We start from the raw sequence: 25,821 nt of genomic DNA, 5'->3' as shown, positions 1-25,821 counted from the left end.
TTATTTACGAATCACTTCAACCTTCCCATCAAGGTCTAATTTGATGATAGTCGATGGTTTTTTGTTTTTGTTGGATTGGTGCAAATTTACAACATAGTCAACGCCTTTTAAAATATCTTCTGAAATTTCAAAAAAGTTAGCAGGTGTTTTTTGACCGCTAATGTTGGCTGAAGTTGAAACAATTGGCTTCTTGTATTTTCTTACCAATTCTTTTGCAAAAATATCATTCACTACTCTAATGGCTAAGGTATCATCCTCTGCGATGAGATTGGTGGCCACACGAATGGGATTTTGATAAATGATAGTAGTGGGTTTATCTGCATATTTTAAAATATCATAAGCCACTTCAGGAATTTCCTCTACGTATTGATTTAACATCTTAAAGTCAGACACTAGGCAGATTAAAGACTTATCGTTTGGTCTTTGTTTTAATTGATAAATTTTATCAATAGCTTCTGCATTTGTAGCATCGCAGCCAATTCCCCAAACCGTATCGGTAGGATAGAGGATAAGTCCACCTCTTTTAAGAGTTTGAATACAGTCTTGTATAGTTTCTTTTTGATCTTTCATTTTGTTACTCGAATTATTTTTTTAAATCCTTTGAACATAATGTTTCACAGAACTGAAATGGTGAATATCAATTCTATTGAAAGGATTTATGCAAATGTAGTATCGATTCGGCTTATTTATAAATTGTTATCAATATTATTTTTAAATATCTCGTATCCTTGCTTTTGTAGTTTTTCCTCAGGAATCAGAAACACATTATCAATTTTTAAACACTTATTTAAGGAGTTAATTTTTTTCCACTTGAAATCAACAGGTTTATAAATATTGTAATTTTCTGGAATTATTTTTAAAAATACAGAGTCTAGCTCAATATTCCGGGCTTCATAATAATGTTTGTTTACTTCCATCAAAATACTTGGTCGATGACTTTCAATTGTCTGCTTACCCCCTTTTAGGCAAAAATCTTCGTGGCCTTCAATGTCCATTTTGATAATATCGATTTTGCCTAAATGTGAAAATTCTTTTTCCCATACTTCATCAAGAACTTTCAGTTTTATTGGGGAAAGTTTGAATCCTTTATCCATTTCTTCATTAGTCTGAATAGCAGCATTTCCCGTATTGGAACCGTGCTTGAAATCTTCTCGTAAGGTAATTTTTGTGTCGGAAGATTGGTCGGATAATCCATAATTACCAATCAGACAAAAGTTTTCTAATGAATTGAGTTTTACGTTTTGCATTAAACGCTCGTAATTTCCTGTGAAAGGTTCAAAGGAAACAACTTTACCACTTGATTCGTTTTTCTTCAAATAATTTCCCATCGCTACTGTGTAAAAACCAATATTAGCTCCAATGTCTAGAAAGCACTTCTCAGTTCTAAAAAGTGATTTAATTGTTGAAATAAAAAAAGTATCGTACTTCCCCGTGTAGAAAGATAGTCTTTCAGTTCTAGTACTTAGATCAACTTGAATTTGTGTTCCGTCATTCATTTCTGAAACAACTTTTGTGTCGTGACCGAACGCTCAAACAATTCTATTTATGTGCTTATATAATTGATTTAATTTTCGATGTTCAGGAAACTTCCTTGTTAAACTTGAAATTTTCTTTAATAAACTGGAAGTCTTTTTCATGGCTTAAAATTCAGTTGAATGCTAATTATAAAAATTGATCTACGCCTTTTTCAGCATAAATCAACTTCTTTTCAGTTGTTTGCTTTTCTATTTCTTGATTGATTTCTATATGAGATTTTGATTGTTCTTTGTGGTAGATATGATAGGCAACTCCTGCAAATTTTAACCGTTTTCCTTTAATCCCAACATTATGAAGTCTTTGTGTCATTTCTGAATCGTCAATTCCCCAACCTACCAGATTTTCATTGAACCCATTTATCTTAATAAAATCTTTCCGCCAAAAGGACATATTACAGCCTCTTAATTTTCTGGAACGTTTTTCAACAGGTTTTATTTGATTTGTTAAAAATGGAAATCTTAAGGTTCTACCTCTTTTTTGTATGCCTTTCGAAAAGAAATGAAATCCTAATTTTTGATTTTGAAACAACTTCCCTAAAAATTCCTTTTGAATGTTAACTCTAGAGCCAAAAAGATAAAGCCCAGCTTCAGAAAAACGTAAGTGATCTTCAACGAAATATTTGTTCATAATGATATCACCATCGATTTCAATAATATATTCGTGCTTTGCTTTGGCAATAGCCTTATTCATGATTCTTGGCTTTCTATTTCCTTTATCTTCATGCCAAATATGAATCAAAGGAACAGGAAAGGTTTTTTGAAAATTTTGAATGAGTTCTTTTGTTTCTGAAGATGAACCATCATCTGCTATTATAACTTCATCTGGAGGATGTGATTGGTTTAAAATACTTTTTAGCAATAATTCTAAAGCTTCTGGCCAATTATAGGTTGGAGTGACTAAACTACATTTTGGAAACGGATTCATTGTATTTGAAATATAATATGCGATTTACGATAAAAAAATAAGGATTTATGTCTAATGAGACATTCATTGGCTTTAAATTTGAAATTTAAATAATACCAATGAATTCTGACTATAATCCTGCATTTATTCAATTTAAAGATGCTCTTCTGGAGCTCATTAATTCTTTTGACACTGTAGGAACTGTTTTTGGGAATGGAGATAGGAATATCATTAAAACGGTTGATTTTGAAGATTTAACTCTCAATATTAAATCCTTTAAGGAACCAAATTTTATAAATCAAATCGCTTATCAATATTTTAGAAAATCCAAAGCAAGGCGTTCTTTTGAATATGCTACAATTTTAAGAGAAATAGGGATTGGAACGCCAAATCCAGTTGCCTACTTTGAATTTAAAAAAGGGATTGGCTTTGGAAAGTCTTTTTATATCAGTGAGCATACGGTCCCAGATTTGACCTACAGAGAATTGGTTCATGAACCAAACTATTCCAATCATGAAGAGATTCTGAGAGCTTTTACAAGGTTTACGTTTCATCTTCATGAGAAAGGAGTAGAGTTTCAAGACCATTCCCCTGGAAATACATTGATTTTTATTGAAGACAACGATTATAAGTTTTCCTTGGTCGATTTAAATAGGATGAAATTTAAAGTCTTAAATTTTAAAGAGCGCATGTATAATTTCAGACGATTAACTCCTAAAAAAGAAATGGTAGAAGTGATGAGTGATGAATATGCAAGGCTTATCGATAAACCAAAAGAGGAAGTATTTAAATTGATGTGGAACTACACATCAGAGTTTCAAAGAAAATTTCAATTGAAGCAGAAACGCAAGAAAAAACTGAAGTCAATTTTTTGAAATTTCCTTTAGTATTGGATACCTTTTGTAAACGCTTAAAGCATTTAAATAGCAAATAATAATGCCTTTTCTGCCATCCAGAAAGCCTAATCTTATGATGTAATCGTACAAGAACTTAAAAGTTGGTTTTATGATAAAGTGAAAGGCGTTGGGCTTGATCCCTTTTTCATGCAGCTCTTTTGCTTTCAATCTGGCATAATTAACCATTTTTTTTTTGTAAGATTCGTAGCTGCTGTAGGAATAGTGAATAAGTTTACTTTTCATCGAAGACTTTGACCCTTGCACCTTTAAAACTTCATGAACTAATCGTTCTGCAGTGTACTCAGCTTTACTTTTTTTGAAAAGTCTAATATTTTTATCGGTTTGCCAGCCGCTAAAATGAAGAGGTTTTCCTTTAAACATGAATTTTCTGTAAAAAAAGTAGGCATCAGCTGTTTCTTTTTTCTTTAGAGTATTTAAAATTTCTTTTTTAAGAGGTTTTGTAAGTCTTTCATCGGCGTCCAAAAATAAAATCCATTCATGGTTGGCTTTGCTTAATGCAAAATTTCTTTGAGAGGTGAAATCTTTAAAGGTGTTTTGATAGACAGTAACATTTGAATAGGATTCAGCAATTTCAATAGTATCATCTTCAGAAAAGGAATCCACAATGATAATTTCGTCGGCAAAATTTATATTCTCAATGACTGAAGCAATATTTTTAGCTTCATTGAGGGTGATGATAAGTGCCGAAATTTTGGGCATGCCAGATTTGCGTCTTAAATAGTGGTTATATTCGCAAATGTAAAATAATGTTCAGTTTAGATATAATAATTTGTAAATTGATTTGTGAAGTTTTAAAAAAAATTATTTTTGTACGATAGCCTATTTCTATGGAAGCATCTGTTATCATAAGCACCTATAATTCTCCAGATTGGTTAGAAAAAGTCTTGTGGGGGTATAGTGTACAGACAGAAGATGATTTCGAAATCGTCATTGCAGATGACGGATCTACAAAAGAAACTAAGCAAATTTTAGATTCAATAAAAGAAAAAACTCAGCTATCAATCATTCACGTTTGGCATAAAGATGAGGGTTTTCAAAAAACAAGAATTCTCAATAAAGCCATTTTAGCTTCAAAAGCTGACTATTGTATTTTTACGGATGGTGACTGTATTCCACGTAAAGATTTCGTAGAAACTCATTTAAAATTTAGGTCAAAAAACTATTTTTTATCGGGTGGACATTTTCCATTATCCAAGAACTTATCCAAATTGATTTCAAAAAATAATATTTTAAGTCAGGAGTGTTTTGATTTAAAATGGCTAAAAAGTAAAGGCCTAAAGGCAAGTTTTAAAAACACAAAACTGGCGAAAAGCAAATCAGTTGCACTGTTCATGAATTTTATTACTCCTACTAGGCCAACTTGGAATGGTGGAAACGCATCAGCCTGGAAGAAAGATATTCTTGCTATCAATGGTTTTGATGAGCGAATGAAATATGGAGGAGAAGACAGGGAATTTGGTGAAAGACTCATTAATCATGGAATACGACCTTTGAAAGTTCGCTATTTGGCAATTATTGTTCATCTAGAACATGAGCGGGGATACGTAAACGATGAAGCCTGGAAGATAAATAATGAAATAAGAGAGCAAACTAGAAAAGAAAAAAGAGTAAAAACTTCTTACGGCATTAATTTACATGCTTAATTAAAAATGTTTTCAAGCTTTCTAAATAAAGACTTGGACTAAACTCTTCATACATTTCCATATAATCTGTTCGAGACTTTTCTAAAAAAAGATTTGGTTTATAATCTTTCACATGAACGGATACGTGGTTAAGGTTTTCATCTTCAAAGCCATTCCACCCTTCTTTATTGATTTGTGGAGAAAATATTGAGAATGTAGGAACATCCAAAGCTTTAGCCATATTGATGGCTCCACCTTCATTACCAATTAAAGCCTTGCAAAATTTTGAAACTGACATTAACTCTCTTAGACTTTCAATCTTAAAATTTAATAAAATTTTTCCTTGTGTGTTTTTATCGCAGAGAAAATAGAGTTTTTTAATATCTTCAAACTGTGAAGGCATGTAGTTCATGATTAGCAAAGCATTAGAATTCAAAACAATAAAGTCTAAGACTTTTGCCATGAATCTTAAAGGATATGTTTTTGCTTCACTGCTCCCTAAAGCACTTATCATAATAAAAGTTACAGGCTTAGTCTTTTGAAATTCTTGAATTTTATTTTTAGCATTATCCAGTTCATCAGGCTTTAAATGAATTTTAGGTAGACGGGTAAGTATTTTTGAACCCTTCAATGCGCTCATTAGATTTAGTCTATTTTCTATGGCTGAGCCTAAACCAATTTTTGACTGATTTGAAATTTTAACAGTAGAGGAATAGATAAGATTAGTTAGTGGCTTGTTCCAGCCTATTTTTGTTTTAGCACCAGAAAATAGTGTGATTAAATTACTTTCTAATTTGCCATATGCGTCGATTACCACATCGTACTTTGCCTTATTTATCTGCTTTAAAAACTTGTAAAATTTTAGTTTACTTGACCGATATTCATCTTCAAAAATTACGATTTTATTGATGTACGGATTGTTCTCAATCACTGGAATGGTGAACCTATTGACGAGATAGTGAATCTCTGCCTTAGGATAATTCAATTTTAAATTTTCACAAATCAGACTGGAGACGAGTACGTCTCCAATCATCTTTTGCTGAATAACCAGTATTTTCATTAAGAAAAAATTATAATGATCTCTAATTTAAACCGCTACATCATAAGTTCTCAGTGCGTCATTCAAGGATGTTTTCTTGTTGGTGCTTTCTTTTCGCTTTCCAATGATTAAAGCACAAGGAACATTGAATTCTCCAGCTGGAAATTTCTTGGTATAACTACCAGGAATAACGACTGAGCGAGCAGGAACAATGCCTTTCATCTCTTTTGGTTCATCTCCTGTAACGTCGATGATTTTAGTTGAGGCTGTTAAGACCACATTAGCGCCAAGAACTGCTTCTTTTTCTACTCTAACGCCTTCTACTACGATACTTCTTGACCCTAAAAAGGCGTTGTCTTCAATGATAACTGGAGCTGCTTGCAAAGGTTCTAAAACACCACCAATTCCTACGCCACCTGAAAGGTGAACATTCTTCCCAATTTGAGCACAACTTCCAACCGTTGCCCAAGTATCCACCATGGTTCCTTCGTCAACATAAGCGCCAATGTTGACATAGCTTGGCATCATGATTACACCACTTGAAATGTAAGCACCGTGTCTGGCTACTGCATTTGGAACTACACGAATTCCTTTTTCTTTGTAACCTCTTTTAAGAGGCATCTTATCGTGATATTCAAAAATACCAGCTTCAAGGGTTTCCATTTTTTGGATAGGGAAGTAGAGTACAACTCCTTTTTTCACCCATTCGTTCACTTGCCAACCCTTATTTGTAGGTTCTGCGCAACGTAATTCACCACTATCTAGTTTTGATACTACAGTTCTTATGGCTTCAATTGTTTCTTGTTCTGTTAATAAGTCTCGGTTGTCCCAGGCTTTTAGAATTTTTTGTTTTAATTCTTCCATTGTAATTTTTTTTAGCGAATATAAGGTTTATGGTTAAATTCAAAATACCTCACAGTGCCTTATATTTGCTGGACAATTAAGTTTATGAAAACGAAAGTACTGGCTTTAGATTTTGGAATAAAACGAACAGGTTTAGCCATTTCTGATGAGATGAAAATGATTGCATCCGGATTAAAAACAGTAGATAGTAGAGTTTTAATGGAAGAATTAAAAGCAATAATTCCTTCAGAATTCATTGATACCCTGGTGGTTGGAGAACCCAAGTTTACCGACGGAAAACCGATGCAACTTGAAAAAAACATTTTGTTTCTTATTGAAGACATTCAGAAATTATTTCCATACTTAAACATCGTGAGAATAGATGAGCGTTTTACTTCAAAAATGGCTTTCCAAACTATGATTGATTCTGGTCTTAAAAAGAAAAAGAGACAGAATAAAGGACTCGTAGATGAAATAAGCGCTACAATTTTGCTTCAGAATTATTTGAAATAGATTCAGATTTTTAAAGTTTGTATTTGTCAATTTCAAAAGAAATAAAACCCGTATTTTTGCATTTCTAAATTAAAAGGGTCTATCCCTCTCACTTAAATTTGAGATTATGATATTACCAATTGTAGCTTATGGTTCCCCAGTTTTAAAAAAGAAAGCTTCAGATATTTCAAAAGATTACCCTAAGCTTGATGAGCTTATAGAGAATATGTTTGAAACGATGTATAATGCAAATGGAGTAGGACTCGCAGCTCCTCAGGTTGGTTTATCAATTCGTTTATTTGTCATCGATGCAAAACCTTTTGCACAAGATGAATCTTTGAGTGAAGAAGAAGTCAAAGAGTTGGAATCTTTTAAAAGAGTCTTTATCAATCCGAAACTAATTGAAGAAAACGGAATAGAATGGGATTTTAATGAAGGTTGCTTAAGCATTCCAGATGTTCACGAAGACATTTTCAGAAAGCCAGAAATTAAAATTGAATATCTAGATAGAGATTTGAATCAACAAACTGAAACTTTGAGCGGGCTACCGGCTAGAGTGGTTCAGCACGAATATGATCATATTGAAGGAATTCTATTTACCGACAGGATTTCCAGTTTAAAAAAGAGATTAATCAAAAGTCGATTAACAAATATTACTAAAGGTAAAGTAGATGTAGGTTATAAAATGAAATACCCTCTGGCTAAAAAAATTCGCTAAGATCTTTTCAAAACAAGAACTAATTGCATATTTGCGATCCAAAAAAATAAGATATGAAACTAGACAAAGTATTATCTATATCTGGGAAACCAGGACTTTACGAATTAAAAGCTCAAACCAGAGGTGGTTTTCTGGCGGAATCGTTTATCGACGGGAAGAAAATTCCTGTGAGTATGAGGAATAATGTGAGTATTCTTAGTGAAATCGCTATTTATACGTATACCGAAGAAATTCCATTGAGAGAGGTGTTTCAGAAAATATATGAAAAGGAAGATGGTAAACCTTCCATAAACCATAAGTCCTCTAAGAATGAGTTGACAGATTATTTCAGCGAGATTTTGCCAGAGTACGATGAAGATAGGGTTTATCCATCTGATATCAAGAAAGTTATTCAATGGTATAATTTATTGATCTCAAAAAATGTAACTGATTTTTCTGACCCAAAAGCTGAAGAAGATCCAGGAAAAGAAGAAAAAGAAAACTAAAATCAAATTGCTTGAACCCTCTAAAATTTAGAGGGTTTTTTGGTTTTAAACCTACTCTCAAATAAAGATTATATATTCGCTTTAGGTCAAAATCAAACTATTAAGTGTCTGGTCGAGCGTAGTAGAGGCGTTTTTATTTAACCCTTCAACTTCTTGTAGTTTATTCTGAACGTAGTTGGAGGGCACAGGGAGATAAAAATTATCAAAACGGAAAAGTATGTATACAAGAGAAAAACAACTTAAAGCTTTTGAAAGACTTCTCGATATCATGGATGATCTAAGAGAGAAATGTCCTTGGGACCGTAAGCAAACTATGGAATCTCTGAGAAATCTAACTGTTGAAGAGGTTTACGAACTGGGAGATGCTATTTTAGAAAAGGATACAGAGGAAATTAAAAAAGAGCTGGGAGACGTTTTGTTACATATTGTCTTTTATTCTAAAATTGGAAGCGAAACCAAAGATTTTGACATTGCCGATGTCATCAATTCTCTTTGTAAAAAACTCATAGATCGACATCCTCACATTTATGGAGATGCTGAAGCTAAGGATGAAAAGCAAGTCAAAGAAAATTGGGAAAAGTTAAAGTTGAAAGAAGGGAATAAAAGTGTTTTACAAGGTGTTCCACAATCGTTGCCAGCCCTTATTAAAGCAAGTCGAATTCAGGATAAGGTTGCTGGTGTTGGCTTTGATTGGGAACAACCAAAGCAAGTTTTTGAGAAGGTTAAAGAAGAACTCGAGGAACTTCAGGTTGAAGTAGAGCAAAATCAGCAAGACAAAATTGAAGATGAATTTGGAGACGTTTTATTTTCAATGATCAATTATGCTCGTTTTTTAAAAATTGACCCAGAAACTGCTTTAGAGCGGACTAATAAAAAATTTATTTTTAGATTTCAATATTTAGAACAGAAGGCCAAAGAAAATAATTTGGACTTATCTGAAATGTCTTTAGCAGAGATGGATAAATTCTGGGAAGAAGCTAAATCTTTAAAACTTTGATAAAACTATAAAGCTTATTGTTAAAGCTGTCATTATTTTGCGGATATTTTTTTGACAGCTGTTTAATTTCCATATTATTGTCAATTATAAATCGAAAATTAATTAAAATTAAAATCATGAAAAAGGTAATTTCAACAGTTGGTATGTTTTTGTTTACAGTTTTTGCTGTTACAGCTCAAACAGAAGGAGAAGTAACAGATGCTCAATTGCAAAAGTTTGCGGATGCATATCAGGAAGTGCAAATGTCCAACCAAGCTATACAACAAGAGATGGTTGTTGCTATTGAAAAAGAAGGGCTTACTCCAGAGCGTTTCAACGAATTATATGAAGCCAAAATGGATCCTGAAAAGGAAATAGAAGCTACTGAGGAAGAGATAGAAAAGCAAGATGCTGTAATGGTTGTTATCCAAGAAATTCAGAAAGATTCTCAAGCTAAAATGGAAGAAAAAGTGAAGGAGAAAGGTTTGACTATGGAGCAATTTCAAAAAATTGGAGCACAAATCCAGGAAAGTCCAGAACTGCAACAAAAAATGCAGGCTATGATGATGAAGCAGCAAACCGGAAAAAATCCAATGAAGAAAAATTAATTTTTCCTCATTTATTTTAAAAAGGCTAGAATTTTATTCTAGCCTTTTTTATTTTAGTACAAGTCGCTTTATTTGAGAAATTCCTTCATGCTTAATTCTCATTAAGTAATTACCAGTTTGTAGTTGACTCAAATTTTCAGAATAATTTTTTAAATAGGTTCTTCTCTTTAAAAGTAATCTTCCATTTAAATCGTAAATCTCAATAATTTTGAGCCCTCTTTGATTAAAATCTAAACTGATTTGAAAGTTTTTGGAGGGATTAGGATACAGAAGGACTTCTAGTTTGTCTTTGAAAGTATAATTGGATAAGAGATACTTTCCTTCTCCTTCTACAAGAAAATTATCTATTGTCCACCTAGTAGCACTTTCTCCATTTGTTGTGTCATATTTGAAAGCCATATATACTTCGCCATTTATATCTGAGATATCAATTTTATTTGCTGAATAAACAAACAAATTATTATCGCCTTCAGGATGAAGAGGTATGTCCACATTTGGTATTTCTTGCCAATCAAAATTAGATGGGTTTCCATTTCTATCATAAGATGAAGAATATAAAAGTTGAAGTTTGGTATTACCAAGACTAGCAGAAGCCCAAAAACTAATTTTCTCTACTTCATAATTTTCAAAGTCTATTTTATCTGATGTAATCAGCCAGTCACGGCTAGGTACTTCCTGACTGTTTTGAAAGGCATTCATTTGGTAACCTCGCGTGTTGTCTTTTCCAAAATTATCAACACATTTCCAGTTGATACCGCTTAGCTCGCTTACAGATATGAAATTGCTGGATACAGTATTGCAATTTTCGAAATCTTCCCAAACCAATATATCCGATTCGGATAAAGTTATTACTTCCAGATTTTCACTTGGATCGGAAACATTTCCGCTTTGATCTACAGCATAGATTCTAAAATTATAAAGTGTTTCCGGAGAAAGTTCTTGAACAGTATAATTCAATGTTTGCGAAGACACTTCAACTAAACTGATATCGTCTAACTCTAAGATATATTTTACTATAGCTACGTTATCCTGAGAGAAATCCCAACTAATATTAACACTTGAATCCGTAATATTGCTAGCTTGAAGATTTTGTGGAGCAGTAGGAGGTAGATCGTCTGAATCTCCCCAAATATCATAAGCAAACTCTGGATGATCTATTAATGGATTTCTATTTCCCTGATATTGAAAACCATTATCATTTCGATCTATTTCTTTTTGACTTACAGGATCGTTTAAATGCCATGATAAGAGTAAATTGATATACCAGTCCACAAAAAAGTCCTGTGCATTGTCAGCAAGGACATCATTTGTTTTCCAGCTGCTGTTAAATTCGTCTTCGTACCTAATCGCAAAATAAAGTACAGATCTTGCTATATCTCCTTTGAATTCATCGATCGGTTCAAATACAACACCTGAATATCCTGGAAATGTGTTTACTCCACGTTTTGAGCCGTTGGTCGAAACGTAACTTGGATTACTCACTTCACCAAAAGGATAACTTCCGCGGGCTCCATTCACCTTTCCATCAGATGGAACAACATGGAAATAATCATTTCTCATAGGTGAAGCACTGTTGAATGTGGATTGCGGCACCAAATGTTCGCGATTATAACAATCCCCTTCATTGCTATAATTTCCGCATTGATTTTGAAAATGCTGATAATTATAAGCTTCACTACCATTGGTTACTTCAGAATACATATCTAGTACCGTACCGTCATTTTCATAATAATCGTCGGTATCTCCGCTATTTTCTGAAGCATATGCGTCGTATAAACTTCTATATCCTTGATCTTGGTGAAATGGTAGACCATTTCCATCATCTATATCGTCTATGATATTTTTTAAGGCAGTTTTTAATTGGAAACCACTTAGACCTTCTGCACTTTTATAGTATTCTGCTGGGGCTTGTGCAAAGCTGAAACCAAACACTAAAAAGGATAAGAGAAATAAATATCGTTTCATCACAATATTAGGTCTAGGATGAGGATTTTATGAAGTAGATCTTTGAAGAACGGCATAATAAAAACCATCAAAACCAGATTTATGGGCTAAAATCTTTTTATCCTTATTCAGTTGAAATCCGCTCCCATTTTCAGAATTGAGGAAATCTTGAACTTGCATTTGGTTTTCTGAAGGTAATATGGAACAGGTTGCATAGACCAAAATGCCACCAGGCTTTACCATTTTACTATAATCTCGTAGTAAATCCTGTTGTTTTCTCTTGATTTCTACCAAAAACTCTGGAGATAACTTCCATTTGGCACCTGGGTTTCGTCGTAAGACACCAAGTCCAGTACAAGGAGCATCTATAAGAACTCGATCTGCAGACTCATGAAGTTTTTTTATCACTTTTGTTGAATCTATCACTCGAGTTTCCAAATTATGAGCTCCAGCTCTTTTGGCTCTTCTTTTAAGTTCCTTTAATTTATTGCCATAAATATCCATGGCAATAATTTGTCCTTTATTTTCCATTAAAGCGGCAACATGTAGAGATTTTCCTCCAGCTCCGGCACAGGCATCTATTACTCTCATACCAGGCTCTAGTTTGAGCGCATGGGCTACTTTTTGAGAAGAAGCGTCTTGTACTTCAAACAGCCCTTTTTTGAAAGCATCGGTTTTGAAAACATCGGCACGTTCATAAAGCTCTAAGGCTTCAGGGTAACCCTTTATTGTCTTGGTAGGAATGAATTCTTCATCTAAGATAAGTTGAAGCTTCTTTGGTGTAGTCTTTAAAGTATTGGTTCTTAGGATAACTTTAGCTTGCTCGTTGAGCGCTTTTATTTCTTCCTCCCACAGTTTACCTAGTTCTTTGCGTCCAAGCTCGTCAAGCCAATCTGGTATTGATTCAGCATATTTGGTGATTTTGGAGAGTTCATCAAACCTTCCTTTTATTCTCCTTGTAGGTGTGTCTTCAAACTGTTTCCAATCTGGAATTTCTATGCCTTTCAATGTAGCCCAAACTGTAAAGAGCCTGAATAAATTTGGTCTGGAATATGGAGCATTAACGTCGGCAATTTCAGAATAAAGCCTTTTCCATCTTACTATATCGTAAGTGGTCTCAGCGATAAAGCCACGGTCTCTTGATCCCCAGCGTTTATCACGCTTTAAAGTGTTCGATATTTCTTTGTCGGCGTACTTGCCTTCGTTAAAAATAAGATGTAAAGTATCTATAACGGCGAAAACTAAGTTTCTGTGTAAGCGCATGATTATAATTTAATCTGCAAAAATAGAGTTTTAGTTCTTAGAAGACTTATCAGATTGATATTGTTTCAAAAGTTTTTTGTGAAAATCATATTCTGCTTTTTTAAGCATCATAATCTGCTTTGGAGAAATCACTTCTTTAAGATTGTCTACAAAATCTTCTCTAAGCTCCACTCTCGATTTTTTGTAAGACATGTAATTATCTAAAAGTCGGCTAGCTTCTTCCTGATTCAAATTCTTGATGTTATCAAGTTTCGATTTAATATCAGACCATTCACTATTTCTTAAATTTTCGTAGCGTTTATTATGTTCAGTATAAACGGGCCAAAATCTCTTAGCTTCACTTGGCGTGAGATTCAACTCTTCCGTGAAAAAAGCGATTTTCAATTGCTGAATTTTTTCACTTTCGCTGTTTTGCGCGTTTCCGTAGAAACTACATATAAAAGTGAAAACGAGTAAGAGTATATAATTTTTATTCATTGTCAAAGTCTTGATCTTCAATTTTATCATTCAAATACTCAATAATATCTTTGTCATCCAGTTTTGATATATTTTGGTTGACTAAATCTTTTACAGAAGTATTTTCATAGTCTATAAATTCATCTGGGGTTTCAATGTGATAATCTAAATACCTTTCAATCATATCATTATCAAGATCAGAAAACTGAATATTCTGATTCGGACTTATTCTATCAATATACAAAGCGCCTATGACTGCAATTGCAACAATTGACGCAGCAACCATCCACTTACTAAATTCTTTCAGTTGAATAACTTTAGTTGGTTTTTCTTCTAAAGGAATATTTACTTTAAAACCTGAGAAATAGTCATTTGGAATTTTGAAACCAGATTTTTCAGTGTAAGATTCAGATTTGATTGTATTCAATAAAGAATCCTCCAAGGTTTCAAAATAGTCTTTTGGAACCTTAAATCCTGTTTTTCTATCTTGTATGTGTTGATTGTCTTCCATTACTTATAAGACTCAATTTCAATTTAAAAGTTTAATCTGACTTTAAAAACTTTTCTACTTTCTTTCTGGCATGGTGGTAGTTAGATTTTAGTGCTCCCACACTTGAATCTAAAATTTCCGACATTTCTTCGTATGGTATTTCTTCAAAATAACGCATGTTGAAAACTATCTTTTGTTGATGCGGTAAAGCTTCAATAGCTTTTTGTAGTTGAAGCTGAATCTCACTCCCTTCAAAATATACATCGCTTTCCAATGTTTCTAAAAGATAGTCATTTAATTCCTGATCCGAGAGCTTTAGTTTTTTAGCCTTTTTATTTAAAAAAGTGATAGACTCATTGGTGGCAATCCTATACATCCAACTGAAAAGTTTACTATCTCCTTTGAAAGATTTTATATTCTTAAAGACTTTTATAAATGTATTTTGAAGAACATCATCTGCATCTTCATGAATTTTCACAATAGTTCTTATATGCCAGTAAAGTCTGATCTTGTGTTCAGAAATAAGAGCTCTGAAGGCTTCATCAGTATTGGTGCCTTGTTGCAAATTTTCTATGATTTCTTCTTCTTTCAACTGAATCTTATTCGAAGGATTGCATATTAACTAATTTCTTATAAACACCGTCGCTAGTCATCAATTCGTCATGTTTACCTTGTTCTACAATTTCACCCTGGTGTAATACTAAAATTGTGTCTGCGTTTTTAATTGTGGAAAGTCGGTGAGCTATAACAATAGAAGTTCTGTTCTGCATCATATTTTCCAGAGCTTTTTGAACTAATTGTTCACTCTCCGTATCCAAAGCCGAAGTGGCTTCATCTAGTATCATGATAGGTGGATTTTTCAACACCGCTCTGGCAATAGAAATCCTTTGCTTTTGCCCTCCACTTAATTTTCCACCGCTATCACCAATATTGGTATCTATGCCTTTCGGAAATGCACTTACAAATTCATAAGCGTTTGCAATCTTTAAGGCCTCAATTAATTCTTCGTCTGTAGCATTTGGTTTACTAATCTTTAGATTTTCCTTGATGGTATCGTTGAATAATATAGAGTCTTGAGTCACAAGTCCCATTAAACCTCTTAAAGATTTTTGTTTTATTTTTTTGATATTCATACCGTCGATCTTAATTTCTCCTTCTTCAAGATCATAAAATCTGGTTACCAAATTGGCGATGGTAGACTTCCCGCTACCAGATTGACCAACCAAAGCGATGGTCTTGCCTTTTTTCAATGTTGCGCTAAAGTTTTTAAGGACATATTCTTTTTCATATCTAAATGAAATATGTTCCAAAGTCAATTCTGATGTAAACTCCTTTTTGTCAATTGCATTTTTATCATCTTGGATTATATTTTCAGTTTCCAAAATTTCTAAAATACGTTCGGCAGCAGCATCTCCTTTTTTCACGCTGTAGGATGCTTTAGATATACCTTTAGCTGGTGTTAAGATATTATAGGCTAACCCCATATAAGCAATAAAGGTACTTCCATCTAAGGTTCCATCGATTAATACCATTCGTCCACCATACCAAAGCAAAATAGCGATAACGCTAATACCCAGAAATTCACTGGCGGGAGAGGCCGAATTTTGACGATTCAATAGCTTATTGGAAAAATCATAAAAATTTTGAGTAGAGTCTTTAAATTTTTTGTAAAAAATAGATTCAGCATTAAATCCCTTGATGATTTTGAGCCCACCTAAAGTTTCTTCCAAAATTGATAAAAACTGACCTTGCTCTTCCTGAACCTTATCTGACTTTTTCTTCAATGATTTTCCTATCAAAGAGATAATAAAGCCTGAAATTGGGATGAAGACGAACACAAAAATAGTGAGCTCCCAGCTTATCAACAGCATCATTCCAATGGTAAATAAAATGGTAAGTGGTTCTCTTACGATCAATTCCAAAATCGACAAAAATGAATGTTGTATTTCCAATACATCACTGGTAATTCTGGCAATTGTATCGCCTTTTCGCTTTTCAGAATAATGAGAAAGTGGGAGTTCTATAGTTTTCTTATAAAGTGCATTTCTCAAATCTTTGAGTACTCCATTCCTTAAAAAAGTGATGAAGTACATGGCAATATAATTCGAAATATTTTTCAGGAAAAATAAGATAATTACCAAACTGATGACCAAAATCAAAGCTATGGACGCATCATCCTGTGCAATTTCGTTGACTTGAAAAGACAAATAATCTTTGAAATAGTCCTTGGCTTTTCCAATTCCGTTGTAAACTGGTGGTTCTGTAATCTTCTCGGCATCTTTACCTTTGAAAAGTACATCCAGCATTGGGATAAGTGCTACAAATGAAAGTGCACTAAAAAGGGCATAGAAGATATTGGCTATAATATTGAGTACCGCAAACCGCTTGTAGGGTTGCGCAAAGCGAAGTATTTTCTTGAAATATGTCATAAACTTTTTTACTCAGTGAGCCCTAGTTCCTTTTTTATAGTTTCAATCTTCGAATCTAATTCTTTATCAATGGATTTAAACTCTGAAGTTTCTTTTAAATTAGAATTTACACTGATATAAAATTTGATTTTTGGCTCCGTGCCACTTGGTCTGGCCGCAACTTTGATCCCGTTTTCGGTATAATATATCAACACATTTGATTTTGGCATATCAATAGGATGAGTTTCGTGAGATTGCAAATTTTTTGCTTGAGAAGTCAAGTAATCCTCAATAAGGACTACTCGTTCTCCTACTATCTCTTTAGGAGGATTATTTCTCAGTTCTACCATCTTAGCTTTTATTTCTTCAGCTCCTTCGAGTCCATGCTTTACAAGAGATACTAAATTCTCCTTAAAAAAACCGTGGTCTTTATAAATTTTAATTAGTTGATCATATACAGATGCTCCTTGAGACTTTAACTCAGCTGCCATTTCACAGACTAGCAAAATTGCAGTATTAGCATCTTTATCTCTTACAAAATCTCCAACCATGTAACCAAAACTTTCTTCGCCCCCACCGATGTAATCAAGTTCTGGATTATCTTTTATAAGTTTTGCGATCCATTTGAATCCCGTGAGACTTTCCATGTATTTCACTCCGTAAGCTTCAGTGAGAACCCTCATAAGGGGTGTAGAAACAATTGTAGAGGCAACAAAGTGTGAATCTGTAAGAGCATTATTTTGCTTCATTTTATCCAGCAAGTACCAGGTCATCAATACCATAGTTTGGTTGCCATTGAGTAAAACAAGCTCATTTTCCTTATTTCTAACCGCAATTCCTAACCTGTCTCCATCTGGATCTGTGCCAATTGCTAGGTCGCTATTTTGTTCATTGGCAAGTTCAATTGCCATTTCAAGTGCCTCTGGTTCTTCAGGATTAGGAGATTTTACAGTTGAAAAGTCAGGATCAGGTTCTGATTGTGCGTCAACAAGCTGTAAGTTTTTATATCCTGCTTTTTCGAGTAGTTTTGGGACTGTAGTAATCGATGTTCCATGTAGTGATGTGAAGGTTATATTCAGTGCTTTTTTTACATCATCAGACAGATTGAAATTAACGTTTTTTACTGCTTTCTCCAAATAGGTGTTTTCTACAGAATCATCTAAAACCTCAATTAACTCCGAATTTTTATTGAAATCAATGTCTGTAAACTTTAGCGCATTAATTTCTGAAATAATCTCCTTATCCTCAGGTGGAACAAGCTGTCCGCCGTCTTTCCAATAGACTTTGTAGCCATTATACTCTGGCGGATTATGACTTGCCGTAAGCATAATTCCACACTGGCAACCTAAATGTCTTACTGAATAGGAGAGGAGAGGTGTTGGTCTTAATTCTGGAAAAATATAAACCTGAATCCCATTTGCTGAAAACACATCGGCGACATGATGAGCGAATACTTTACTGTTGCGTCGACAATCGTAGGCTATGACAACCTTCAAATCCTCGTTTGGAAACACAGATTTCATATAATTGGAAATCCCCTGAGTGTTTTTTCCTAAGGTATATTTATTGATTCTGTTGGTGCCAACACCCATTATTCCTCGCATTCCTCCAGTCCCAAAATCTAGATTTTGGAAGAAACTTTCCTCAAGGACTTTCTGGTCGGTGTCAATGAGTCGGCGCACATCATTTACAGTATCAGCATCAAAAGTATCAGTTAGCCAAGCTTTAGCTTTATCTAAAATATTACTCATAATTTTTATATTTTTTCAGAAATTAAATATCGTTTTTGTTGGTGTTTTGTCTTAAGAAGTAATTCACCTATGAATCCAGCTAAAAACATTTGGACACCAATTATCATAGCCGACAAAGCTATGTAAAACCAAGGATTATCCACCACAAGAATATTTGGCAGACCGTTCCAAAGTTTATAGAGTTTGGAAGTTCCTATCCATAAGGCTGATAAAAATCCAACGAAAAACATCAAAACCCCTACGGCACCAAAAAAGTGCATTGGCCGTTTACCGAATTTTGCAAAAAACCACAATGTTACCAGATCTAAAAATCCGTTGATGAAGCGCTCTGCTCCAAATTTGGTTTTTCCATATTTCCTTGCCTGGTGTTTAACTACCTTTTCACCAATTTTGGTAAAGCCAGCTTGTTTTGCAAGAACCGGGATGTAACGGTGCATTTCTCCATTGACGTCGATATGCTTAACGACTTCATTTTTGTAGGCCTTAAGACCACAATTAAAATCGTGTAGTTTTAATCCTGAAGTCCATCGGGCAGCTTTATTGAAAAGTTTGGAAGGAAGATTTTTAAAAATTACTGAATCGTATCTTTTCTTTTTCCATCCTGAGATGAGATCATAGTCTTCTTTTACAATGAGATCGTATAATTCCGGAATTTCCTCTGGATTGTCCTGTAAGTCTGCATCCATGGTAATAACAACATCTCCTTTAGTCTCGCTGAACCCTGCGTGAAGTGCCTGAGATTTTCCGTAGTTAGTCTTGAAATTAATCCCTTTGACGCTATCAAATTCAGAAGAAAGTGTTTTTATGATATCCCAGGATTCATCAGTACTTCCATCGTTTATGAAGATAATTTCATAATCAAACCCATGCTTTTTCATCACTTCTTCAATCCAGCGATGAAGTTCTCTTAAAGACTCAGATTCATTGAGAAGGGGAATTACTATCGATAAATCCATACATTTATCAATTGTTTCGTTTGATCATTCCTACAATAAGTCCTACCAGAAAAGTTTTGAAAATAATGGAAAGTAAGCCGATTGTTCCCAAAACAAAAGGCGAAGCAAAAACTCCAGACATATTTCTGGTCATTTCGGCTTCTTCATTACTCATTTGTTGTTGTTCAATCTGAGCTTCCATCTCTGCTTCCATACTGGTTTTCATTTCAGTAATGTATTCTGGTTCAACAAACTCGTAATGGATATAGGTATAAAAGCCATAAATCAATCCTCCAATCACTCCAACAGCTAGTCCTATTTTAATTGCCGTAGTCAGGTCAATTTGTCCATCATTTTCAATTTTGTAGACATGAATCGCATACCACACTATGGCTGCAGTAATGATAAAATTCAGAACTGAAATTACAGTATTGGTTTCATAACTGAAAGCATAAAGCAATACCAACATAAGTATCGAATAGGCACCGAATATGACACCATAATTTATGGCGTATGGTTTTACTGGAAGATCTTCTTGTTGCATGATGAACTTTTAAAAGTCAAATATACGCAATAGCCTATATTTTCAGTTTTATTTGTAAATCTACTTACTTTTACTTTCGCCAGAAACAGATTCGAGCAGCATTTCTTCTAGTTTTTTCGTGATTTTCTCAGGTAGATTATCCTCAAATTCTTCTAAATGCAATTGAGATGTAAAGGCTAGATCTTGAAAATGAACTAAAGCTTTTCCATCTTCAATTTCTTCCACAAGCACCTTTAAAGGAAGGTCAATAGAAAAGTTTTGATTTTGCTGCATCAATTTTGTTCCCATTTTTGGATTTCCAAATATGAACAAATGGAGAGGCTTCAATTCTGCACCAATTTCTTCAGCATCTTTTGAAAAATCTTTGGATTCAAAAAGAGTGAGATCTTCATTGTTTTCTATCATTTCATTTATGGAAGCCACAGTTTGATCATATGGTTTTGAACTTTCAACCGATCGTATTCCATTAGTATTCAAGGAGTCAATTGGGGAGTCTTGAGTGAAAGCCGCTTTAGAACTTTGTTTCAAAAATGTTTCAGAAAGCGTTCCAATACTTCTTAATGCTGCGCTACCTGTTAAATTGTAGCGGTTCATAAAATAATCTTCACTTCTGGCAACTACATATTGATTGTCGTTGATGCTGTAGAATCCTATTCTTATCGGGAATTCTAAGGCCATTAAAGGATTCTCATCTATCAACGGTACACTGTATCTTGCATTGTCAATAAAGTAAACTTGATTGAAATCTAATTTAAGATCTACATCTGCAGCATTTTGTGAGTGATTTATTTCTGTTGAAACTTGTAAAGTTCTATCAGTATCTACATAGGATTTAAAATCTTTAGAAGCTTTATCTAAATCATCGGTCTTGGTAAAAATCAATCCAGGCGAAATGTTTTCATCAATTTTTGATATGTCTTTTTTTTCAGAATTGTTTTTGCAAGAAATAAAGAAACCGAAAAATATTGTAAGTATTAATAATAGTGGAGTACGTAGCATTTAATTTTTTTTTTACAAAACTACCAAAATACAGGCTATTATATCAGTAATTGATTGAATATATAAAGGAGATGCTTTTAAAATCTTTTATATTTACCCTCAAACTTTATAAAACCATGAAACATTTGCTAAAAGCTAAAGTGAATGATGTACATGAGTTTGAATTTGAACAAGAACAAATTCAAAACTTGGACGTTCAGAAAACTACTTCTGGATCACATCATCTGCTTGTAAACGATAAGTCCGTAATCTCTAAAATTGTCTCTTCAGATTTTTTGAACAGAACGTACACTGTAAAAATTAATGCAAATCTTTACCAAGTTCAGATTTCAAACGAACTCGATGTCCTCATAAAAGATATGGGACTTTCTTTGTCTGCCAATCAAGTCATCAATGAAATAAAAGCACCAATGCCAGGGATGATTCTGGACGTCATGGTAGAAGTTGGGCAAGAGGTGAAAGAGGGAGATAATTTGCTGGTTTTGGAAGCGATGAAAATGGAAAACACTATAATGGCTCCACGGGGTGCAATTATAAAATCTATTAATATCCAAAAAGGCAAAACCGTAGGTAAAAATGAAGTTTTAATTGAAATGGAATAATAAAATTAATATGAAAAAAATATTAGTTGCTAATCGAGGAGAAATAGCATTGAGGGTAATGAAAACTATCAAACAGATGGGAATCAAAACCGTTGCTATTTTTTCTGAAGCCGATAGAAACGCACCACATGTAAGATTTGCAGATGAAGCGATCTGTGTAGGTCCGGCACCGTCCAACCAATCTTATTTATTAGGAGATAAAATCATTGAAATTGCAAAAGCACACCAAGTGGACGGGATTCATCCTGGATACGGATTCTTGAGTGAAAATGCAGATTTTGCAGAAAAAGTAGAGAAAAACGGCTTGAAGTTTATAGGACCAAAATCTCACGCTATCCGAATCATGGGAGATAAGCTTTCTGCAAAAGAAACTGTAAAATCTTATGATATACCAATGGTCCCTGGCATCGATGAAGCTATTATAGATCCCCAAAAAGCAAAAGCTATTGCTAAAGAAATAGGATACCCTATTCTTATAAAAGCATCTGCTGGTGGTGGTGGTAAAGGTATGCGAGTCGTTGAAGAAGAAGGCAAACTTGAAGAACAAATGAAACGCGCCATTAGTGAAGCTGAATCTGCTTTTGGAAATGGAGCTGTTTTTATTGAAAAATACGTAGGATCTCCAAGACATATAGAGATTCAAGTTCTTGCCGACACTCACGGTAATGTTCTGCATTTGTTCGAACGTGAATGTTCCGTGCAAAGAAGACATCAAAAAGTAGTGGAGGAAGCTCCGTCTACAATATTAATCCCAGAGTTACGTGAGAAAATGGGGCAAGCAGCTATTAATGTTGCAAGGTCTTGTGATTATGTAGGTGCTGGTACTGTGGAATTTTTGATGGATGAGAAGAAGAATTTTTATTTTTTAGAAATGAATACGCGTCTTCAAGTGGAACATCCTGTTACTGAATTAATTTCGGGAGTAGATTTAGTTGAACAACAAATACGCATCGCAAGAGGAGAAGTTTTAAGAATCAAACAAGAGGACTTGAAAATAAATGGTCATGCTTTAGAACTTAGAGTTTATGCTGAAGATCCTACCGATGATTTCTTACCTAGTGTTGGAGTTTTGGAACGTTACAGAAAACCAAGCGGAAAAGGAGTACGCGTAGATGATGGGTTTGAAGAAGGAATGGAAATTCCTATTTATTATGACCCCATGTTGTCTAAATTGGTTACTTATGGAGCAAGTAGAGAAGAAGCTTTGCATATAATGCTTGAAGCAATCAATAACTATGAAGTGAAGGGTGTTGCTACAACACTTCCTTTTGGAAAGTTTGTCTTTAATCATGAAGCTTTTAGATCTGGAAACTTTGATACTCACTTTGTCAAAAACTTTTACACACCAGAAATTCTTGAAGAAGAAGCAAAAGAAGAAGCTTACTTAGCAGCATTGATGGCTATGAGACAATATCAGGTGGACCAGAGAAAATTACGATTACCAGAAGTAACATCAGAATCTAAAACCAATGAGTAAAAATATAAAAATACTTCAAGATAAGCTAGAGCAAGCCAAACTTGGCGGAGGGCAAAAACGAATTGACAAGCAACACGAAAAAAAGAAACTTACTGCCAGAGAACGCGTAGAATATCTTCTTGATGAAGGTTCTTTTGAAGAAATGGGAGCTCTTGTTACGCACAGAACTACAGACTTTGGGATGCAGGATCAAATTTATTGTGGTGATGGTGTTGTGACGGGTTACGGCACCGTGAACAATAAATTGGTATATGTCTATGCTCAGGACTTCACTGTGTTTGGTGGTGCTTTGTCAGAAACTCATGCAGAGAAAATTTGTAAAGTCATGGATCATGCCATGAAAGTAGGTGCACCAATTATTGGACTCAACGATTCTGGAGGAGCCAGAATCCAGGAAGGTGTTCGTTCTTTGGGTGGTTATGCCGATATTTTCTACAGAAACGTACAGGCTTCAGGTGTAATTCCACAAATTTCAGCCATTATGGGACCTTGTGCTGGTGGTGCTGTGTATTCACCGGCGATGACCGATTTTACTTTCATGGTAGAAAATACAAGTTATATGTTTGTGACTGGTCCCAATGTGGTAAAAACCGTTACCAACGAAGAAGTCACCTCTGAAGAACTTGGTGGAGCGAGTACGCATTCAACAAAATCTGGTGTGACGCATTTTACGTCGGTTAATGATGTAGAATGTCTGGAACACATCAAAGTTTTACTCAGCTATATACCACAGAATAACACTGAAACTCCGGAGCATTTTCCTGTTGATCTTGAAGATGAAGTTCGAGAAAATTTGGATTCGCTTATTCCGGATAGCCCAAATAAACCTTATGACATGCATGAGGTGATTAAAGGTATCATCGATGAAGATTCATTTTTTGAAGTTCATAAAAATTATGCGGAGAATATTATAGTGGGATTTTCACGAATTGGTGGAAGAAGTGTAGGTGTAGTGGCCAACCAACCGATGAGCTTGGCTGGAGTTTTGGATGTCGATGCCTCCAAAAAGGCAGCAAGATTCGTAAGATTTTGCGATGCGTTCAATATTCCATTATTAGTTCTAGTTGACGTGCCGGGATTTTTACCAGGAACAGACCAGGAATGGAACGGAATAATATTGAACGGTGCTAAGCTGCTTTATGCGTTAAGCGAAGCAACTGTTCCAAGAGTTACCGTGATCACCAGGAAAGCCTATGGTGGTGCTTATGATGTTATGAATTCCAAGCATATTGGAGCCGACCTTAACTTTGCATGGCCAACTGCAGAAATCGCAGTAATGGGAGCAAAAGGCGCTTCAGAAATTATTTTTAGAAAAGAAATACAAGAAGCAGAAGATTCTAAATTAAAACTATCTGAAAAAGAAGCAGAATATGCCGAGACATTTGCTAACCCATTTAAAGCCGCTCAAAGAGGGTTTATTGATGAGGTCATTATGCCTAGGAACACACGTAGAAAGCTTCTAAAAGCTTTTGCTATGCTCGAGAACAAAGACGTACAGCGTCCAAAACGAAAACACGGAAATATTCCATTATAAATCTAAAAAGCCTCAGGAATGAGGCTTTTTTTAGTTTTCCATTTAGGTTTGGTTACTCAATCTTCAAGGTTAAATTTTTTAATTAATCTCAATGCTTTCTATGGGCTTATCCCGTGTTTGCTGTAGTTTGAGAATTTGCAACTAAATCAAAATAGCTACCTTCTCATTTTTGTTTATACTCATCTAAATTCAGTATTAATTTGAGAGTTGAAATATTAAGTTTATGAAAAATGTATTTGTTGTTATTATCCTTATTTTCAGTGTAAGTACTTTTGGACAAAGAGTTTTGATAAAGGGTGTCGCAATTGACACTTTTGAAAATAAAAGTGCAGTTCAAATTTCAGTTAACGATACTCGATTGAAACGTTTTTCTTCAGATTTATCAAAATATGATAAGCAATCAGAAATTAAAAAAAATGAAGATTTATTTGTGAAAACAGATGAAAATGGATATTTTGAAATAGAGGTAAAATTGACTGACTCTTTATTTTTTAAGTCTTGGAAACACATAATCGAATCATATCTCGTTTCAGATTTATTTAAAAGAGATAGTGTAAGAATAGAATTAAAACCAAAAGTTTGTACTGAATATATTCCATGCGATGAAAAACCTAGAATGCTTTATGCATTCATTGGAAAAAAAATAAAAGTAGAGCTTGCAGATGAGATCTTTTATTGCAATATAATTCCAATGGATCCCAAATATAAAGCTAAATATGAAATACTTGAAAATTTGCATGGCGAATATGCTAAGGACACTATTAATTTTGTTTCATACGACCATGCTTCTATAGAACGTTACGATGATTATGATAATGTTCTAATCTATGTTGCTGATTATTGTGGGGAGTTAATTCATGTAAAATACCAATATCACGAATTATTTAAAACTATAGACGGTAAATGGGCTTCACCATATAATCCCCATGATTATAGAAAAATTGATTCCACATTTCACGTAAAGCCACGAAGGATTAAGTTTGAAAAACCAGTAGTTATTGAGTTTAAAAAAGAAAATCTGGAATTAATTGAAGAAAAATATCCTGAACCTTATTATGAAATAAAAAATGGGAAGGTTAAGATTTTATATGGCAATTATCCGAATGAATTATTTGAATTAAAAAAATCAACTATTTTAAAAGATAGGGGGTTTTTTGATTAAAAAACTACAGGCAACACTTAGCATAGCCAATAGCTTCTATGTGCTAAACAGAAAGTTTTGGTATATTTAAAAACATAAAAGTTAAACTTAAAATTAAGCTAATATGTACTCGTTGCT

The 25,821-nt window shown here is 34.1% G+C and carries 27 protein-coding genes; 11 read left to right on the top strand and 16 right to left on the bottom strand.

Going from position 1 to position 25,821, the window contains the following annotated elements:
* The 3 genes from LB452_RS09510 to LB452_RS09500 all read right to left on the bottom strand — a co-directional run bounded on the left by LB452_RS09510 (position 1) and on the right by LB452_RS09500 (position 2,460).
* Positions 1–570, bottom strand: coding sequence for an L-threonylcarbamoyladenylate synthase (locus tag LB452_RS09510; RefSeq protein WP_224461506.1), 570 nt, complete (start codon positions 568–570; stop codon positions 1–3).
* Between the two features lie 116 nt (positions 571–686).
* Positions 687–1,496, bottom strand: coding sequence for an FkbM family methyltransferase (locus LB452_RS09505; RefSeq protein WP_224461505.1), 810 nt, complete (start codon positions 1,494–1,496; stop codon positions 687–689).
* A gap of 166 nt (positions 1,497–1,662) precedes the next feature.
* A complete protein-coding gene (locus LB452_RS09500) occupies positions 1,663–2,460 on the bottom strand; it encodes a glycosyltransferase family 2 protein (RefSeq protein ID WP_224461504.1) in 798 nt (265 codons plus the stop codon).
* Between the two features lie 98 nt (positions 2,461–2,558).
* Here LB452_RS09500 and LB452_RS09495 point away from each other — a divergent pair, with 98 nt between their 5' ends.
* Positions 2,559–3,314 (top strand): lipopolysaccharide kinase InaA family protein, encoded by a 756-nt coding sequence (locus LB452_RS09495; protein ID WP_224461503.1) that lies wholly within the window; start codon positions 2,559–2,561, stop codon positions 3,312–3,314.
* Here the strand turns inward: LB452_RS09495 and LB452_RS09490 are convergent.
* Positions 3,303–4,055 (bottom strand): glycosyltransferase family 2 protein, encoded by a 753-nt coding sequence (locus tag LB452_RS09490; RefSeq protein WP_224461502.1) that lies wholly within the window; start codon positions 4,053–4,055, stop codon positions 3,303–3,305. The two genes, LB452_RS09495 and LB452_RS09490, sit on opposite strands and share 12 nt — an antisense overlap.
* Positions 4,056–4,183: 128 nt before the next feature.
* Between LB452_RS09490 and LB452_RS09485 the strand changes: the two genes are divergently transcribed.
* On the top strand, positions 4,184–4,999 hold the full coding sequence (locus tag LB452_RS09485) for a glycosyltransferase family 2 protein (RefSeq protein WP_224461501.1): 816 nt from the start codon (positions 4,184–4,186) through the stop codon (positions 4,997–4,999).
* Here the strand turns inward: LB452_RS09485 and LB452_RS09480 are convergent.
* Positions 4,983–6,038, bottom strand: a complete 1,056-nt coding sequence (locus tag LB452_RS09480) for a glycosyltransferase family 9 protein (RefSeq protein ID WP_224461500.1) — start codon at positions 6,036–6,038, stop codon at positions 4,983–4,985. The two genes, LB452_RS09485 and LB452_RS09480, sit on opposite strands and share 17 nt — an antisense overlap.
* Before the next feature lie 27 nt (positions 6,039–6,065).
* A complete protein-coding gene (locus LB452_RS09475) occupies positions 6,066–6,881 on the bottom strand; it encodes a 2,3,4,5-tetrahydropyridine-2,6-dicarboxylate N-succinyltransferase (protein WP_224461499.1) in 816 nt (271 codons plus the stop codon).
* A gap of 84 nt (positions 6,882–6,965) precedes the next feature.
* Here LB452_RS09475 and ruvX point away from each other — a divergent pair, with 84 nt between their 5' ends.
* The 5 genes from ruvX (at position 6,966) to LB452_RS09450 (ending at position 10,139) form a co-directional block, all read left to right on the top strand.
* Entirely contained in the window at positions 6,966–7,373 is a 408-nt protein-coding gene (ruvX, locus tag LB452_RS09470; RefSeq protein ID WP_224461498.1) for a Holliday junction resolvase RuvX, read from the top strand.
* 106 nt (positions 7,374–7,479) lie between these two features.
* Complete coding sequence (gene def / locus LB452_RS09465; RefSeq protein ID WP_224461497.1) at positions 7,480–8,070, top strand: peptide deformylase; 591 nt, start codon at positions 7,480–7,482, stop codon at positions 8,068–8,070.
* A gap of 53 nt (positions 8,071–8,123) precedes the next feature.
* Positions 8,124–8,555, top strand: coding sequence for a DUF5606 family protein (locus LB452_RS09460; protein ID WP_224461496.1), 432 nt, complete (start codon positions 8,124–8,126; stop codon positions 8,553–8,555).
* A gap of 217 nt (positions 8,556–8,772) precedes the next feature.
* The gene (gene mazG, locus LB452_RS09455; protein ID WP_224461495.1) at positions 8,773–9,552 is read left to right on the top strand and encodes a nucleoside triphosphate pyrophosphohydrolase; all 780 of its coding nucleotides are present in this window, start codon (positions 8,773–8,775) and stop codon (positions 9,550–9,552) included.
* 116 nt (positions 9,553–9,668) lie between these two features.
* Positions 9,669–10,139: a DUF4168 domain-containing protein gene (locus LB452_RS09450; RefSeq protein ID WP_224461494.1), complete on the top strand. Its 471-nt coding sequence runs from the start codon at positions 9,669–9,671 to the stop codon at positions 10,137–10,139.
* A 48-nt stretch (positions 10,140–10,187) separates the two neighbouring features.
* Here the strand turns inward: LB452_RS09450 and LB452_RS09445 are convergent, their stop codons facing one another.
* From LB452_RS09445 to LB452_RS09400, 10 genes are read right to left on the bottom strand one after another with little or no spacing between them, the layout of a single operon-like run.
* A complete protein-coding gene (locus tag LB452_RS09445; protein WP_224461493.1) occupies positions 10,188–12,104 on the bottom strand; it encodes an endonuclease in 1,917 nt (638 codons plus the stop codon).
* A gap of 27 nt (positions 12,105–12,131) precedes the next feature.
* Positions 12,132–13,346, bottom strand: coding sequence for an RsmB/NOP family class I SAM-dependent RNA methyltransferase (locus LB452_RS09440; protein ID WP_224461492.1), 1,215 nt, complete (start codon positions 13,344–13,346; stop codon positions 12,132–12,134).
* A 30-nt stretch (positions 13,347–13,376) separates the two neighbouring features.
* Positions 13,377–13,823 (bottom strand): hypothetical protein, encoded by a 447-nt coding sequence (locus tag LB452_RS09435; protein ID WP_224461491.1) that lies wholly within the window; start codon positions 13,821–13,823, stop codon positions 13,377–13,379.
* Positions 13,816–14,313 carry a hypothetical protein gene (locus tag LB452_RS09430; RefSeq protein WP_224461490.1) on the bottom strand — a complete coding sequence of 166 codons (498 nt, stop codon included), beginning with the start codon at positions 14,311–14,313 and terminating at the stop codon, positions 13,816–13,818. The genes LB452_RS09435 and LB452_RS09430 overlap by 8 nt, the downstream gene beginning before the upstream one ends.
* 31 nt (positions 14,314–14,344) lie before the next feature.
* Positions 14,345–14,884 (bottom strand): RNA polymerase sigma factor, encoded by a 540-nt coding sequence (locus LB452_RS09425; RefSeq protein WP_224461489.1) that lies wholly within the window; start codon positions 14,882–14,884, stop codon positions 14,345–14,347.
* A gap of 7 nt (positions 14,885–14,891) precedes the next feature.
* Positions 14,892–16,721, bottom strand: a complete 1,830-nt coding sequence (locus LB452_RS09420; RefSeq protein WP_224461488.1) for an ABC transporter ATP-binding protein — start codon at positions 16,719–16,721, stop codon at positions 14,892–14,894.
* A gap of 8 nt (positions 16,722–16,729) precedes the next feature.
* Positions 16,730–18,451: a phospho-sugar mutase gene (locus LB452_RS09415; RefSeq protein ID WP_224461487.1), complete on the bottom strand. Its 1,722-nt coding sequence runs from the start codon at positions 18,449–18,451 to the stop codon at positions 16,730–16,732.
* A gap of 5 nt (positions 18,452–18,456) precedes the next feature.
* Positions 18,457–19,407, bottom strand: coding sequence for a glycosyltransferase family 2 protein (locus LB452_RS09410; RefSeq protein ID WP_224461486.1), 951 nt, complete (start codon positions 19,405–19,407; stop codon positions 18,457–18,459).
* Positions 19,408–19,414: 7 nt separating this feature from the next.
* Positions 19,415–19,930 (bottom strand): DUF4199 domain-containing protein, encoded by a 516-nt coding sequence (locus tag LB452_RS09405; RefSeq protein ID WP_224461485.1) that lies wholly within the window; start codon positions 19,928–19,930, stop codon positions 19,415–19,417.
* 60 nt (positions 19,931–19,990) lie between these two features.
* Complete coding sequence (locus LB452_RS09400) at positions 19,991–20,929, bottom strand: DUF302 domain-containing protein (RefSeq protein WP_224461484.1); 939 nt, start codon at positions 20,927–20,929, stop codon at positions 19,991–19,993.
* A gap of 116 nt (positions 20,930–21,045) precedes the next feature.
* On the opposite strand from LB452_RS09400, the gene LB452_RS09395 reads away from it, so the two are divergent.
* From LB452_RS09395 to LB452_RS09380, 4 genes are all read left to right on the top strand, one after another.
* Positions 21,046–21,531 carry an acetyl-CoA carboxylase biotin carboxyl carrier protein subunit gene (locus LB452_RS09395; protein ID WP_224461483.1) on the top strand — a complete coding sequence of 162 codons (486 nt, stop codon included), beginning with the start codon at positions 21,046–21,048 and terminating at the stop codon, positions 21,529–21,531.
* A gap of 10 nt (positions 21,532–21,541) precedes the next feature.
* Positions 21,542–23,008, top strand: coding sequence for an acetyl-CoA carboxylase biotin carboxylase subunit (gene accC / locus LB452_RS09390; protein ID WP_224461482.1), 1,467 nt, complete (start codon positions 21,542–21,544; stop codon positions 23,006–23,008).
* On the top strand, positions 23,001–24,542 hold the full coding sequence (locus LB452_RS09385; RefSeq protein ID WP_224461481.1) for an acyl-CoA carboxylase subunit beta: 1,542 nt from the start codon (positions 23,001–23,003) through the stop codon (positions 24,540–24,542). The genes accC and LB452_RS09385 overlap by 8 nt, the downstream gene beginning before the upstream one ends.
* Before the next feature lie 223 nt (positions 24,543–24,765).
* The gene (locus tag LB452_RS09380; protein WP_224461480.1) at positions 24,766–25,704 is read left to right on the top strand and encodes a hypothetical protein; all 939 of its coding nucleotides are present in this window, start codon (positions 24,766–24,768) and stop codon (positions 25,702–25,704) included.
* The last annotated feature ends 117 nt before the right edge of the window (positions 25,705–25,821 follow it).

Source organism: Psychroflexus longus (assembly GCF_020164595.1).
GTDB classification, from domain to species: domain Bacteria; phylum Bacteroidota; class Bacteroidia; order Flavobacteriales; family Flavobacteriaceae; genus Psychroflexus; species Psychroflexus longus.
Note: the sequence above shows the minus strand (reverse complement) of the source record. Positions and strands in the feature narration are given on the sequence as shown.

Bases quoted from the DNA above. Each gene is read 5' to 3' on its own strand.
- LB452_RS09480 (WP_224461500.1), bottom strand. From the start codon at position 6,038: ATGAAAATACTGGTTATTCAGCAAAAGATGATTGGAGACGTACTCGTC.
- LB452_RS09475 (WP_224461499.1), bottom strand. From the start codon at position 6,881: ATGGAAGAATTAAAACAAAAAATTCTAAAAGCCTGGGACAACCGAGAC.
- LB452_RS09460 (WP_224461496.1), top strand. From the start codon at position 8,124: ATGAAACTAGACAAAGTATTATCTATATCTGGGAAACCAGGACTTTAC.
- LB452_RS09385 (WP_224461481.1), top strand. From the start codon at position 23,001: ATGAGTAAAAATATAAAAATACTTCAAGATAAGCTAGAGCAAGCCAAA.
- LB452_RS09410 (WP_224461486.1), bottom strand. From the start codon at position 19,407: ATGGATTTATCGATAGTAATTCCCCTTCTCAATGAATCTGAGTCTTTA.
- LB452_RS09495 (WP_224461503.1), top strand. From the start codon at position 2,559: ATGAATTCTGACTATAATCCTGCATTTATTCAATTTAAAGATGCTCTT.
- def (WP_224461497.1), top strand. From the start codon at position 7,480: ATGATATTACCAATTGTAGCTTATGGTTCCCCAGTTTTAAAAAAGAAA.
- LB452_RS09505 (WP_224461505.1), bottom strand. From the start codon at position 1,496: ATGAATGACGGAACACAAATTCAAGTTGATCTAAGTACTAGAACTGAA.
- LB452_RS09405 (WP_224461485.1), bottom strand. From the start codon at position 19,930: ATGCAACAAGAAGATCTTCCAGTAAAACCATACGCCATAAATTATGGT.
- LB452_RS09435 (WP_224461491.1), bottom strand. From the start codon at position 13,823: ATGAATAAAAATTATATACTCTTACTCGTTTTCACTTTTATATGTAGT.
- LB452_RS09510 (WP_224461506.1), bottom strand. From the start codon at position 570: ATGAAAGATCAAAAAGAAACTATACAAGACTGTATTCAAACTCTTAAA.
- LB452_RS09450 (WP_224461494.1), top strand. From the start codon at position 9,669: ATGAAAAAGGTAATTTCAACAGTTGGTATGTTTTTGTTTACAGTTTTT.
- LB452_RS09440 (WP_224461492.1), bottom strand. From the start codon at position 13,346: ATGCGCTTACACAGAAACTTAGTTTTCGCCGTTATAGATACTTTACAT.
- LB452_RS09485 (WP_224461501.1), top strand. From the start codon at position 4,184: ATGGAAGCATCTGTTATCATAAGCACCTATAATTCTCCAGATTGGTTA.
- LB452_RS09420 (WP_224461488.1), bottom strand. From the start codon at position 16,721: ATGACATATTTCAAGAAAATACTTCGCTTTGCGCAACCCTACAAGCGG.
- LB452_RS09445 (WP_224461493.1), bottom strand. From the start codon at position 12,104: ATGAAACGATATTTATTTCTCTTATCCTTTTTAGTGTTTGGTTTCAGC.
- LB452_RS09395 (WP_224461483.1), top strand. From the start codon at position 21,046: ATGAAACATTTGCTAAAAGCTAAAGTGAATGATGTACATGAGTTTGAA.
- LB452_RS09430 (WP_224461490.1), bottom strand. From the start codon at position 14,313: ATGGAAGACAATCAACACATACAAGATAGAAAAACAGGATTTAAGGTT.
- LB452_RS09380 (WP_224461480.1), top strand. From the start codon at position 24,766: ATGAAAAATGTATTTGTTGTTATTATCCTTATTTTCAGTGTAAGTACT.
- LB452_RS09400 (WP_224461484.1), bottom strand. From the start codon at position 20,929: ATGCTACGTACTCCACTATTATTAATACTTACAATATTTTTCGGTTTC.
- LB452_RS09415 (WP_224461487.1), bottom strand. From the start codon at position 18,451: ATGAGTAATATTTTAGATAAAGCTAAAGCTTGGCTAACTGATACTTTT.
- LB452_RS09500 (WP_224461504.1), bottom strand. From the start codon at position 2,460: ATGAATCCGTTTCCAAAATGTAGTTTAGTCACTCCAACCTATAATTGG.
- ruvX (WP_224461498.1), top strand. From the start codon at position 6,966: ATGAAAACGAAAGTACTGGCTTTAGATTTTGGAATAAAACGAACAGGT.
- accC (WP_224461482.1), top strand. From the start codon at position 21,542: ATGAAAAAAATATTAGTTGCTAATCGAGGAGAAATAGCATTGAGGGTA.
- LB452_RS09490 (WP_224461502.1), bottom strand. From the start codon at position 4,055: ATGCCCAAAATTTCGGCACTTATCATCACCCTCAATGAAGCTAAAAAT.
- mazG (WP_224461495.1), top strand. From the start codon at position 8,773: ATGTATACAAGAGAAAAACAACTTAAAGCTTTTGAAAGACTTCTCGAT.